Source organism: Actinopolymorpha singaporensis (assembly GCF_900104745.1).
GTDB lineage: Bacteria > Actinomycetota > Actinomycetes > Propionibacteriales > Actinopolymorphaceae > Actinopolymorpha > Actinopolymorpha singaporensis.
Window position 1 is genome coordinate 5,000,145 of sequence record NZ_LT629732.1, and the last position, 12,183, is coordinate 5,012,327.

Annotated in this window: 12 protein-coding genes; 4 read left to right on the forward strand and 8 right to left on the reverse strand. The window is 71.4% G+C overall.

Annotated elements, in window-relative coordinates:
* Nucleotides 1-17: 17 nt before the first annotated feature.
* A complete protein-coding gene (locus BLU27_RS22485) occupies nt 18-1,031 on the forward strand; it encodes a helix-turn-helix domain-containing protein (protein ID WP_092655659.1) in 1,014 nt (337 codons plus the stop codon).
* Here the strand turns inward: BLU27_RS22485 and BLU27_RS22490 are convergent.
* On the reverse strand, nt 935-1,444 hold the full coding sequence (locus BLU27_RS22490) for a GNAT family N-acetyltransferase (RefSeq protein ID WP_241827577.1): 510 nt from the start codon (nt 1,442-1,444) through the stop codon (nt 935-937). The two genes, BLU27_RS22485 and BLU27_RS22490, sit on opposite strands and share 97 nt — an antisense overlap.
* 216 nt (nt 1,445-1,660) lie before the next feature.
* Here BLU27_RS22490 and BLU27_RS22495 point away from each other — a divergent pair, with 216 nt between their 5' ends.
* Both BLU27_RS22495 and BLU27_RS22500 read left to right on the forward strand, forming a co-directional pair.
* Nucleotides 1,661-2,827, forward strand: a complete 1,167-nt coding sequence (locus BLU27_RS22495) for an LVIVD repeat-containing protein (RefSeq protein ID WP_092655660.1) — start codon at nt 1,661-1,663, stop codon at nt 2,825-2,827.
* 57 nt (nt 2,828-2,884) lie between these two features.
* Nucleotides 2,885-3,274, forward strand: coding sequence for an ArsR/SmtB family transcription factor (locus tag BLU27_RS22500; RefSeq protein ID WP_092655661.1), 390 nt, complete (start codon nt 2,885-2,887; stop codon nt 3,272-3,274).
* Between the two features lie 71 nt (nt 3,275-3,345).
* Here the strand turns inward: BLU27_RS22500 and BLU27_RS22505 are convergent, their stop codons facing one another.
* The 3 genes from BLU27_RS22505 to BLU27_RS22515 are packed head-to-tail and all read right to left on the reverse strand — an operon-like array spanning nt 3,346 to nt 6,792.
* Nucleotides 3,346-4,092 carry a succinate dehydrogenase/fumarate reductase iron-sulfur subunit gene (locus BLU27_RS22505; RefSeq protein ID WP_092655662.1) on the reverse strand — a complete coding sequence of 249 codons (747 nt, stop codon included), beginning with the start codon at nt 4,090-4,092 and terminating at the stop codon, nt 3,346-3,348.
* Nucleotides 4,089-6,086 (reverse strand): fumarate reductase/succinate dehydrogenase flavoprotein subunit, encoded by a 1,998-nt coding sequence (locus BLU27_RS22510; RefSeq protein WP_092655663.1) that lies wholly within the window; start codon nt 6,084-6,086, stop codon nt 4,089-4,091. Before BLU27_RS22510 ends, BLU27_RS22505 begins: the two co-directional genes overlap by 4 nt.
* A 1-nt stretch (nt 6,087) precedes the next feature.
* Nucleotides 6,088-6,792, reverse strand: a complete 705-nt coding sequence (locus BLU27_RS22515) for a succinate dehydrogenase cytochrome b subunit (protein ID WP_092655664.1) — start codon at nt 6,790-6,792, stop codon at nt 6,088-6,090.
* Between the two features lie 83 nt (nt 6,793-6,875).
* On the opposite strand from BLU27_RS22515, the gene BLU27_RS22520 reads away from it, so the two are divergent.
* Nucleotides 6,876-7,928 (forward strand): LysR family transcriptional regulator, encoded by a 1,053-nt coding sequence (locus tag BLU27_RS22520; RefSeq protein WP_092655665.1) that lies wholly within the window; start codon nt 6,876-6,878, stop codon nt 7,926-7,928.
* Between the two features lie 81 nt (nt 7,929-8,009).
* Here BLU27_RS22520 and ligD read toward each other — a convergent pair whose 3' ends face one another.
* The 4 genes from ligD to BLU27_RS22540 form a co-directional block, all read right to left on the reverse strand.
* Nucleotides 8,010-9,062, reverse strand: coding sequence for a non-homologous end-joining DNA ligase (gene ligD, locus BLU27_RS22525; protein ID WP_241827578.1), 1,053 nt, complete (start codon nt 9,060-9,062; stop codon nt 8,010-8,012).
* Between the two features lie 7 nt (nt 9,063-9,069).
* Complete coding sequence (locus tag BLU27_RS22530; protein WP_157728760.1) at nt 9,070-10,194, reverse strand: methyltransferase domain-containing protein; 1,125 nt, start codon at nt 10,192-10,194, stop codon at nt 9,070-9,072.
* Nucleotides 10,195-10,473: 279 nt separating this feature from the next.
* Nucleotides 10,474-11,124, reverse strand: coding sequence for a PadR family transcriptional regulator (locus tag BLU27_RS22535; RefSeq protein WP_092655667.1), 651 nt, complete (start codon nt 11,122-11,124; stop codon nt 10,474-10,476).
* Between the two features lie 95 nt (nt 11,125-11,219).
* Nucleotides 11,220-12,128, reverse strand: a complete 909-nt coding sequence (locus BLU27_RS22540; RefSeq protein ID WP_092655668.1) for an LLM class F420-dependent oxidoreductase — start codon at nt 12,126-12,128, stop codon at nt 11,220-11,222.
* Nucleotides 12,129-12,183: the final 55 nt, after the last annotated feature.

Below are 12,183 nucleotides of genomic sequence, written 5' to 3' on the forward strand. Positions count from 1 at the left end.
GGGTTTACGGTGGCGCGGTGATCTCCTCCGTACGTTCACCCGGCGCCACCCCGCAGCACCCGCGTCCGCGTGCGCGGCGGGGTGCCGCGGCCGGCTCGGGCATCGACGTGCCGGTGGACGAGCACATCGGGCTGGCCTGCTGGAGCGGGCTCTCGTCGGTGATGGAGTGCGCCCACCGCCACGACGACATCGAGGTCAACCTCGCCGAGGGCGGTGCGCTGACGTACCTTTTCGGCGGTGTGCCGGTGGAGATCGCACCGGGTACGGCCGCGGCGTTCTGGGCCGCGGTTCCCCACCAGTTGGTGCGCGCGCCCGCACACACCCGGGTGCACTGGATCACGATCCCGCTGGACCGATTCCTGCGCTGGGGGCTGACCGACGGTCTGGTCGGCCGGTTGCTCCAGGGACAGCCACTGGTCGCGGCGACCAGCGCCGGCACTCTGGACGCGAGTGGCTTCGAGCGCTGGTCGGCGGATCTGTCCACCGGTGACCCGGAGCTGCGGGACATCGCCCTGCTGGAGATTCAGGCCTGGATCCGCCGGCTGGCCCGCGGCGCCACCCCGGTCGAGGCGGTCGCCGACGCCGAGGCGGCATCCGGCGGCGAGACGGCGGTGGAACGGGCCGCGACGATGGCGAGGTTCATCGCCGAACGCTTCCGCGAACCTCTCACCGTCGCCGACATCGCCGCCGCCGTGCACGTGCATCCACACCACGCGATGGGCGTCTTCCGGAACGTCGTGGGCACCACGCTGGGCGCCTACCTCACCCAGTGCCGTGTGGCCGAGGCGCAACGCCTGCTGCTCACCACCGGCGCCGGCATGGCGGAAATCGCCCACGCCGCGGGGTTCGGGTCACAGAGCAGGTTCTACTCCTGCTTCACCGCGGCCTGCGGGGAGCCACCCGGCGCCTACCGCCGCCGGCACGAGGAGGCGCGTCAGCCCTCGAGCGAGGCACCCAGGGACGCCAGCGCGTCGTCGGTCAGCCGGAACACCGTCCACTCCTCCATGGGAACGGCGCCAAGAGATCGGTAGAAGCCGATCGACGGCTCGTTCCAGTCCAGCACCGACCACTCCAGCCGTGCGTAACCGCGCTGGACGCACTCCTCCGCCAGCGCTGTCAACAGCGCCTTGCCCAGACCGGCCTGCCGGTGCTGCGGCCGGACGAAGAGGTCCTCGAGGTAGATGCCGTGCGTGCCCCGCCAGGTGGAGAAGTTCAGGAACCACAGGGCGCAGCCGACGACCTCGCCCGCCACCTCGGCGACATGCCCGAACAACGCCGGTCGCGGGTCGCCACCGGCCCGGCCACCGAACAGGGCTGTCTCGAGGTCCTCGGAGGTGAGAGTGCACTCGCCCGAGGCGTGTTCGTACGCGGCGAGTTCGTGCACCAGCTTCACCACCGCGTCGACGTCGGACCGGCGGACACGCCGCACGCGCGGGTCGGGCACAGGTTCCTCCTCAGGCGTCCCGGAGCGGTCGGCCAATGCTGGCACATCGTTGCCCGGCGAGCCCGCCCGGTGGCCGGTTACTGTCGACAGTGGGAGAGCCCGAGACAACACAAGGTCACCCGCCCGCACGCTGGCACACCGGTCGTGCACGATCCGCCACGACATCACGTAGATCGCGCACATCTCGTACTCCCCCACGTCTGCGAGGTTCGGCACATGCTGCGACGCCTGTCCCTGCTGGGCGTTCTCACCGCGGTGACGATGCTCGGCACCTGGTCGGCCGCGAGTCCACCCGGACGCGCGGCCGACGGGCTGGACGCGAGCAAGTTCGAGTTGACGAAGTCGGCGTACTCCCCGCTGGTGGACGACCTGGACTCCGCACTCCCCAACGTCTCCGTGTCCACGGTGATCCGCGACACCGACCGCAGCGCACACCGGTGTGTGCCGCAGGCGGCCGAACTCGTCGCCGCGTTCTGCTGGAACGAGGAGGACTCGAGTACCCAGGCGTGGTATCCGCAGGCCATCACGACGACGGCGGACGCCAACTCCCGCGGCACCTACGCGGGCTCCACGGTGATCCTGGCCAGTTGGTACGACGCGGACGACGACGGTATCGACAAGGGCGTGCGGCTGACCTTCGTGGACTGGTCGGATCCGTCGGCTCCGACGTACCGCCACACGCTGCTCGTCGAGCCCTACACTCGCGCGGACGGGAAGGTGTCGTTCCGGCCGATCAGGCTGCACGCCGGCGGGATGTTCTGGTACGGCCACCATCTCTACCTCGCCGACACCTGGAACGGCTTCCGCGTCTTCGACCTGCGCCACATCTGGCGGGTGGCCACGGGCGACCCCACCAGCATCGGGCTGCAGCCGGATGGGACGTACCAGGCACACGGCCTCTCCTACGTCGTGCCGCAGGTGTTCACCTACACGCAGTCGACCACCGGCGGCGCACTGCCGATCCGGTTCTCCGCGGTGTCCCTGGACCGCACCAGCACCCCGCACAGCCTGGTCGTGCCGGAGTACGGCTACCCCGGTGGCGGCACCCGGCTGGTGCGGTTTCCGCTGGACCGCGCCGGCCGGCTGCTCGCCACGTCCGCCGACGGGAAGTCGCACGGGATCGAGGCCTACGACGTGTCGGTGACGAGCATGCAGGGGGCGGCGTCGATCCGCGGGAAGTTCTACCTGTCCACCAGCGACGGAACGGCCAACCAGGGCGACCTCGCGACCTATGGGCCGGGCGGCGCGGTGCAGATGCACTACGACACGCTGCCGATCGGACCGGAGGACGTGTCCTACTGGCCGGGGCGGGACCAGTTGTGGTCGCTGACCGAGCATCCCAACCACCGTTCGGTCTTCGCGATCCGGCCCTCGGCGTACTGACCGGAGACGCCCCCGGCGCGGGTTGCAGCGTACATGCCCGCGTGGTTATATAGCGGCATGGCGACGACCTTCGAGGTGCTGGCCGAGCCCACCCGGCGGCGCATCCTGGACCTGTTGCTGGAGCGCCCGCGGTCGGTGGGTGAACTCGTCGACGAGCTGCGGCTCAGCCAACCCGGCACCTCCAAGCACCTGCGCGTCCTGCGGGACAGCGGCTTCGTCCGGGTGCGGCAGGACGCGCAGCGGCGGTGGTACGAGATCCGGCCCGAGCCCCTGGCCGAGGTGGACGCCTGGCTGGCGCCCTACCGCAGGCTCTGGGAGCACCACCTCGACGCGCTCGAACGCCACCTCGACGCGATGGCGGAGCCCGGGGCCGACGCCGGAGCCGACTCAGGCCTCGACCAGGGACCCGACACCGGATCGGACGGCGATCCGGGAGGTGGGTCGTGACCATCCGCATGTGCACGTCAAGGCGCCCCTGACAGCTGTCAGGGGCGCCTTGACATCGGCGTCGTGCGACCTCAGCGGCGGCGCCTGGTCGAGGCCCGCAGGAACTCTCTGTTCATGTCGGCGATGCTCTGCAGCGGAATCCCCTTCGGGCAGGCCGAGGTGCAGGCCCCGACATTCGTACAGCCGCCGAAGCCCTCCTCGTCCATGGCCGACACCATGTCCAGGACCCGCCCCTCGCGTTCGGGAGCACCCTGCGGCAGGGCGTTGAGGTGGTTGACCTTCGCGCTGGTGAACAACATCGCCGAGCCGTTCGGGCAGGCGGCCACACAGGCGCCGCAGCCGATGCACTCCGCGTGCTCGAAGGCGTAGTCGGCCGCCTCCTTGGGAACCGCGGTGGCGTGCGCGTCCGGCGCGCTGCCGGTCGGCGCGGTGATGTAACCGCCCGCCTGGATCACCCGGTCGAACGCCGAGCGGTCGACCACGAGGTCCTTCACCACCGGGAACGCCGCGGCCCGCCAGGGCTCCACGTCGATCGTGTCCCCGTCCTTGAAGTGCCGCATGTGCAGCTGACACGTGGTGGTGCGCTCGGGCCCGTGTGCCTGGCCGTTGATGACCATGCCGCATGCGCCGCAGATGCCCTCCCGGCAGTCGTGGTCGAAGGCCACCGGCTCCTCACCGCGCAGGATGAGGTCCTCGTTGAGGACGTCCAGCATCTCCAGGAAGGACATCTCGGGGCTGACGTCCTCGACCCGGTAGGTGACCATGGCGCCCTTGTCGTCGGCGGAACGCTGCCGCCAGATGCGCAGGGTGAGGTTCATGCATAGCTCCGCTGGGTGGGGTGGACGTACTCGAAGCTCAGCTCTTCCTTGTGCAGCACGGGTTCGGCGCCGGCTCCGGCCCACTCCCACGCCGCGACGTAGCTGAAGTTGTCGTCGTCGCGCAGCGCCTCGCCCTCCGCGCTCTGGCTCTCCTCGCGGAAGTGCCCGCCGCAGGACTCCGTGCGGTGCAGGGCGTCCAGGCACACCAGCTCGGCGAGCTCCAGGAAGTCCGCGACCCGGTTCGCCTTCTCCAGCGACTGGTTGAGCTCGTGGCCGGTGCCCGGCACCTTCACCCGGCGCCAGAACTCCTCCCGCAGCTGCGGGATGCGGTCCAGCGCCTTGCGCAGGCCCGTCTCGTTGCGGGCCATTCCACACTCGTCCCACATCAGCTCGCCGAGCTCGCGGTGGAAGGAGTCCGGCGTACGGTCGCCGTCCACGGCCAGCAGCCTGCGCAACCGGTCGTTGACGTCGGCGACCACCGCCGAGACCTCCGGATGATCCGGCGCCACCTTCTCGTTGGGTGCGGTCGCGAGGTAGTCGTTGATCGTCGCCGGCAGCACGAAGTAGCCGTCCGCGAGGCCCTGCATCAGGGCGCTGGCGCCGAGCCGGTTGGCACCGTGGTCGGAAAAGTTCGCCTCTCCGATCGCGAACAGGCCCGGCACGGTGGTGGACAGGTCGTAGTCGACCCACAGTCCGCCCATCGTGTAGTGGACCGCGGGATAGATGCGCATCGGCCTGGTGTAGGGATCCTCGGCGGTGATCCGCTCGTACATCTCGAACAGGTTGCCGTAGCGCTCGGCGACCTTCTCCCGGCCCATCCGCGCGATCGCGTCGGCGAAGTCGAGGTAGACGCCCTGGCCACCCGGGCCCACACCGCGACCCTCGTCGCAGACGTTCTTGGCGGCGCGGGAGGCGATGTCACGCGGCACGAGGTTGCCGAACGAGGGGTAGATGCGTTCGAGGTAGTAGTCGCGTTCGTCTTCAGGAATCTGCTCCGGCGGGCGGCTGTCGCCCTTGGCCTTCGGCACCCAGATCCGGCCGTCGTTGCGCAGCGACTCACTCATCAGTGTGAGCTTGGACTGGTGGTCCCCCGAGCGCGGGATGCAGGTGGGGTGGATCTGGGTGAAGCAGGGGTTGCCGAAGTACGCACCGCGCCGGTGGGCCCGCCAGATCGCGGTGGCGTTGGAGTTCTTGGCGTTGGTGGACAGGTAGAACACGTTGCCGTAGCCGCCGGAGGCGAGCACCACGGCGTCGGCCAGGTGGATCGAGATCTGGCCGGTCACCAGGTCGCGGGCCACGATGCCGCGGGCGCGCCCGTCGACGACGATCAGGTCCAGCATCTCGGTGCGGGCGTGCATCTCGATGTTGCCGGCGTCGATCTGGCGTGACAGGGCCTGGTACGCGCCGAGCAGGAGTTGCTGGCCCGTCTGGCCGCGGGCGTAGAAGGTACGCGAGACCTGGACGCCACCGAAGGACCGGGTGTCGAGCAGGCCGCCGTACTCACGGGCGAACGGCACGCCCTGGGCGACACACTGGTCGATGATCTCCACCGACACCTCGGCCAGCCGGTGCACGTTCGACTCACGGGAGCGGAAGTCGCCGCCCTTCACGGTGTCGTAGAACAGCCGGTGCACCGAGTCGCCGTCGTTGCGGTAGTTCTTCGCGGCATTGATCCCGCCCTGGGCGGCGATGGAGTGTGCCCGGCGCGGGGAGTCCTGGTAGCAGAACTGCACCACCCGGTACCCCTGCTCGGCCAGGGTGGCGCCGGCCGAACCGCCGGCCAGGCCGGTGCCGACGACGATCACCGTGTGCTTGCGGCGGTTGGCCGGGTTGACCAGCTTCGCCTCGAACCGGCGGCGGCCCCACCGCTGCTCGATCGGGCCGTGGGGTGCCTTGTGGTCGACGATCGGGGCGCCGAGGACGTACGGCAGGCCGGTCCGGGCAGTGCCGGACTGGGAGCCACCGGGTTGGGAGGTGCCGAGTTCAGAGGTCATGTCAGCTCACGACTCCGGTCATGACCGCGACGGGGACGACGAGGAAACCGGCCGTGAGCACCACCGCGAGGATGTTCGCGGTGGCCTTCAGGCCTCGGTCGCGGGCACGGTTGTTGGCGCCGAGGGTCTGCGCGGCACTCCAGAAGCCGTGCCGGATGTGCAGTCCCAGGGCGAGCATGGCGAGGATGTAGACGATGTTGACGTACCACACGCGGAAGTCGGCGACCACGTTCTCGTACGGGTGGTGCGGCCGCGCGAGCGGGTTGATGGTGAGGGTGGTCAGGTCGAGGATGTGCCACACGATGAACAGGCCGAGGATGACTCCTCCCCAGCGCATCGTGCGGGTGGCGTAGCTGGTGCGCGCCGGCGGGCGATGCTGGTACCTGCTCGGCCGGGCCGACACGTCCCGGCGGCTCAGCTGGTACGCCGCGACGCCGTGGGCGACGACGGCGCCGACCAGCGCCACGCGCTGCACCCAGAGGTAGCCCGACGAGGGAAGAGCCGGCGAACCGATGGTCCGCAGCCAGCCGGCGTAGTGGTTGAACTCCGCCGCGCCGAAGAAGATCTTGAGATTGCCGAGCATGTGGACGACCAGGAAGGCCAGCATGATCACGCCGGTGCCGGCCATGACCGCTTTCTTGCCGATGGTCGAGGACCACAGCGTTCGGACAACGGACGGTCGCGCCGCACCTGTCGCCAATGCCATGAGTCCCCACGGTAGAAGGCGGTTGGCGACAGGTCCAAGACATGGATTGGCTCGTTTCGATAGTTGTCAGCTATGGTGACGGAGTGCAGTTGCAGCAGCTCGCCTACTTCGTGGCGGTCGCCGAACTCCGGCACTTCACCCGGGCCGCCGAGCACGTGCACGTCGCCCAGCCGTCGCTGTCCCAGCAGATCCGAGCGCTGGAACGCGAGCTCGGCGCCGAGCTCTTCCGCCGGGCCCGGGGCAACATCGCGTTGACAGACGCCGGCGAGGCGCTGCTCCCCCTGGCCCGCAGGATCCTCGCCGACACCGACACCGCCCGGCTGGAGGTTCAGGAACTCGTCCAGCTGCGCCGCGGCCGGGTACGCCTGGGAGCCACGCCGAGCCTGTGCACCGGCCTGCTGCCCGACGTGCTCCGGGCGTACCACCTGCAGTACCCCGGCATCCACCTGATCATCGAGGAGGCCGGCTCGCGTGATCTCGTCCGCGAGGTCGCCACCGGCAACCTCGACCTCGCCCTGTTGATCCTGCCGCTGCAAAGCCACGATCCGGCGCTGGCGACCACCGAGCTCCTGCGGGAGGAATTGGTGGTGGTGTCGCCGGCCTCGGAACCGCCGCTGTGGGAGGGCGGGCGGCTGCGGATCGAGGATCTGCGCGACCAGCCGCTGGTGATGTTCCGGCGGGGGTACGACCTGCGCGAGTTCACCCTCGGCGCCTGCCGCGCGGCCGGATTCGAGCCGACGTTCGCCGTCGAGGGCGGCGAGATGGACGCCGTACTCGGCTTCGTGGAGGCCGGCCTCGGCCTGGCCGTGGTGCCCCGGATGGTGGCCGACCGGCGCGACTCCGTACGCGTGACCCGGTTCGCCGACCCCGGGCTGCACCGCACCATCGGGCTCGGCCGCCGCAACGACGTCGAGCCGCCGCGCGCCGCCCGGGAGCTGCAACGGGTGCTGGTCGACTACCTCGCCAGGGCCGCCGACGCGAACGACCTCCCGCCGGGCACCCGAGCGATCCGGGCCGGGAGTGGGGCCGGGCGCCGCCGGCGTACGCCCAGGGCCGCAGCGTCGGCCGTTCCACCCGAGTCCGTGGCCGAGTCCGAGGCCGATTCCGATTCCCGGTCCGCGTCCGGGGCGGAGTAGCGGTTCGCACGGCCGCCCCTACCCTCCCGAACCACCCCTACCTCCCCGGTCACCACCTCCCCGGTCACCCGGACGCCGAGGTCAGGACTCGCGGACCACGTCCTCCGGATCCTTGTCCGGCCGCAGCCCGCGCCAGACGGGGTGGCGCAGGCGCCCGTCCCGCGTCCACTCCGAGAACGCCACCTCGCCGACCAGCACCGGCCGGACCCAGTGGGCGCCGCGCGCCTCCGCCGTGGGCAGCCGCTGGTCGAACGGCTGGGTGCGTTGCTCCAGCGGTGCCAGCCGGGCGGTCAGGTCCGCCAGCTTGTCCTGGTTGAAGCCGGTGCCGACCCGTCCCGCGTACACCAGCCGCCCCTCGTCGTACACGCCGCACAGCAGGGCGCCGAACGTACCGGCCCGCGAGCCCTCGCCGACCCGCCAGCCGGCGATCACCACCTCCTGGGTGCGGAGGTTCTTGACCTTCACCCAGGAGGCGCTGCGCCGCCCCGGCTCGTACGGCGAGGAGAGGCGCTTCGCGACCACGCCCTCCAGGCCCTGGTCCCGGCTGGTGCGCAGCGCGGCGTCCCCTGCTCCCACGAACGCGGGCGGGACCTGGCAGTACGGGCCGGCCAGGCCGAGGCCGTCCAGTGCTTCCCGGCGAACGGTGTAGGGGCTGGCCAGCAGCGAGAAGCCGTCCAGGGCCAGCAGGTCGAAGATGAGGTAGACCACCGGCGGTCTGCTGCTGCCGGTGCTGCTGCCGGTGCCGGTCGCGCCGGTGCCACGGCGGCGTCCGCGCCCGGAGCCGGGGCCGTGCATGCGGGCCTGGAGCAGCTCGAAGCTCGGCCGTCCGCGCTCGTCGAGCGCCACCACCTCCCCGTCCAGAACGCAGCGCCGGCCCGGCAGGAGGTCGGCGAGTGCACCAACCTCCGGGTACGTACCGGTGTAGTCGCGGCCGGAACGCCCGAGGAGCACGACCTGCCCGTCGGCGACGTAGGCGATCGCCCGGACTCCGTCCCACTTCATCTCGAACGCCCACCGGTGCTGGTCGGCGGCCGGCGGCATCGGTCCGGGCGTCGCCAGCATCGGCGCGACGTGCCCCGGCCCGGCGAGTCCGGGCAGTCCGGGGAGTCCGGGGTGTCCGGGGTGTTCGGTCACCCCCCGATCATCGCCGGTCGTACGCCCAGATGGTGCTGGTCGTGCCGAGCAGCCGGACCTGGTGCCGGTCGCGCAACCGGAGAGTCGACGGGACCGCCGACTTCGGCAGCTCCGGCACCAGCAGCACCACCCTCCCGCCGGGTCGGGTCACCCGGGCCAGCTCGGCCATCACGTCGGCGATCCACACCGCGGGATCACCCTGGACGGCGTACTGACGCCCGAACGGCAGGTTGGACACGACGGCGTCCACGGACGCGTCCGGAAGGTCGAGGTCGCGGGCATCGCCGTCCTGCACGTGCGGGGTGTCGGCGTTGCGCCGGCTGGCCGAGACCGCGCCGGCGTCGATGTCGCGGCCCTCGACCTCCCAGCCCACCTCCTTGGCCTCGGCGAGGATGGTGCCCGAACCGCAGCACGGGTCCAGCAACGTACCGGACAGGCCGGACCTGTCCGCGCGGCTGCCCTTGCCGGACGTACCGTGCATTCCGGACCGGCCCGGCCGGCGACCCGGAGGCGGCCCTGCCAGCGCCACCATCGCCGCGGCGACCGGCGGGCGCAGCGCACCGGGGCGCTCGGAGCCGCGGCCGCCGTGCTGACGCATCCGTACGGTGGTCAGCCGCAGGCCGGCGACGAACCGGCCCTTGGTGTACTCCAGCGCCCACACCTCGACCTGGGCGGGGTCGTCGGCCCGCCAGCTCGGCTCGGCGTCACTCACCCCGGCGTCCAGCGCCCGGCGCAGCTCGGTCCGCTTCCAGGTGCGTTCCTGCAGCACCCTGGCGACCACGCGGTACGTCAGCCGCTGCCGCCCGGCCCGGCCACCCCGGCCACGGCTGCCGGGTCCGGGATTCGTCGACCGCCACAGCCCGGTGGCGGCTTCCAGCCGGCCAGGGCGCAGGACGCGGCGCACGATCCAGGGCGGCTTGTCCCCTTCGGACCGGAACGTCCGGCCCAGTTCGGCGAACACGTCGTCGGCCGTACGAAGCCGCAGGAGGGCCGCTTCTCGTCCGGTGTCGACGGTGCACAGAACGACGTCCGCGCGGCCGTCGTTGCCGACGTCGGTGACCTCCACACCCGGCAGGTCCGCCAGCTCTCGCTGGACCAGCGGGGCGAGTCCGGGGGCGGCGAGCACGAACATCCGGGTCGTTCCCTGAGGGCCCGCACTCCTCGGCCGATCCGGGCGTTCGGAACGCTTCTGTTCCGAACGCCTTTGCTCCGAACGCTTCTGGTCGGTACGACGCCGCTCGTGCCGCTCATGCCTCTCGGGCCGGTCGCCGTCGTTCTCCTGGCGCGGGCGGCCCCGGTCGCCGGGGCGCCGCGGCTTGGCTGTCCCACCCGTACGGCCGGCCCGGCTCGTCGACGGCCTGCCCGTGCCAGAACCTTGTGTCATAGGCCGGTCAGCCTAGCGATGCCCTGGTCAGATGCCCCGGCCGGACTCGTCCTCTCGGCTGGCCGCCTGCCCGAGGTCGCGGCGGGCTCCCAGGTCGGCGTCCGTCAACGGCGACGCCCAGGTCAGCTCGCCGACCCTGATGTCGGCGAGCAGCCCGCGCACCCACTGCAGTTCGGCGGCCGTGGCGGCACGGGCGTACTCCAGCTCCAGCAGCAGCAGCCGCGGCAACCCGCCGGAGCGCAGGGTCTCCGTCGCCCCGTCGAGCGCTGCGATGCCGCCCTCCAGCGCGGCCGCCCGGGCACCGAGGCTGCGCACGGCCTCCTCGACCGGCAGGTAGCCCAGCAGGGACACGGCCGTCGTGAGCGTCCGCCGGTCCCCGTCGGGTAGCGCCAGCAGGCCTCGCAGCCGGGCGGCGAGCTCGGCCCGGCCCTCAGCGGTGATCCGGTAGACGGTGCGCTCGGCACGCTCGCCCTCACGGCCGGTCTCGTCCGCAACGATCAGCGCGTCGCTCATCAGCCGGTCGACGGCGTGGTGAAGGCTGCGAGGCAGATCGGCGACGTGGCCCTTGTGGTGCGTGTCGACGATCAGCCGGTGCAGCTCGTACGGGTGCCGCGGGTCCTGGAGGAGCAGCGCGAGCACGGTGAGGTCCACCAGGTCGGTGGACTGTCGGCGGACCACGCGGCACCTCCCCAGGCGAGTCGGACCGCCCTCAACAGCCGTTCTGCCCGGTCACGCCCGCGGTAAGGCACAGAACGGATTCCGGGTCCTGGGGGTCAACGGCTCGCGGGCACGATCGCCTCGATGTCCGGCACGAGCTCACCCAGCAGCTGGAGGGACTCCTCGTCCCACGGTCCGGGCGGCGCGACGATCGCGTGGTCCATGCCGGACGCCGCGAGTTCGCCCAGCCGCTCGAGCACTCGCGCCGGCGAGTCGGTGCCGTCCCGCCCGTCGCGCGAGATCGCCACCGACATGGCGATCGTCTTCTCGATCTCGTCGTAGTCGCGCCCCTCGGCGGCGCAGTGCTCGCGCAGGACGTCGAGCTTGTGCTTGCGGACCGCCTCGCCGTCCGGGATGTCGAAGAGGTTGCAGGCGTCGGCGTACTTCGCGACGTACCGCAGTGTCCGCCGCTCCCCCATGCCACCGACGAGGATCGGCGGGTGCGGCCGGGTGAGCGCGTTGGGCGAGTTCAGCGGGTCGGCGAGGTGGTAGTGCGCGCCGTCGTACGGCGTCCGGTCGCCCCGCCACATCTGCAACGCGATCCTGAGCACCTCCTCCAGGCGGTCGAAGCGTTCCTTCGTCGGCGGGAACGGGATGCCCAAACCCTCGGCCTCGCGGCCGTTCCACGCCGCGCCGATGCCGAGCCAGGCCCGTCCACCGGACAGGACGTCGAGCGTGGTCACGGTCTTCACCAGGACGCCCGGATGACGGTACGGCGCGGCGGTGACGAGGGTGCCGAGCCGGATGCGTTCGGTCTGGCCCGCGGCGTACGCGAGCGTGGTGTAGCCCTCGAGCATGTCCAGTTCGGCGGGGCCGTTCATGCCGATCTGGAACAGGTGGTCCATCACCCAGAGGGTGTCGAAGCCGGCCTGGTCCGCGATCCGGGCGAGCCGGCCGACCCGATGGCCGATCCGGTCCGGGCCGTCGGGCCAGGTGAAGTTGGCGACGGAAAGGCTGATCCGCATCGACGCTCCTTCGTTAGCTGCCTAACGTTGTGCGGCTAGCATAGCCGGGAGAGCG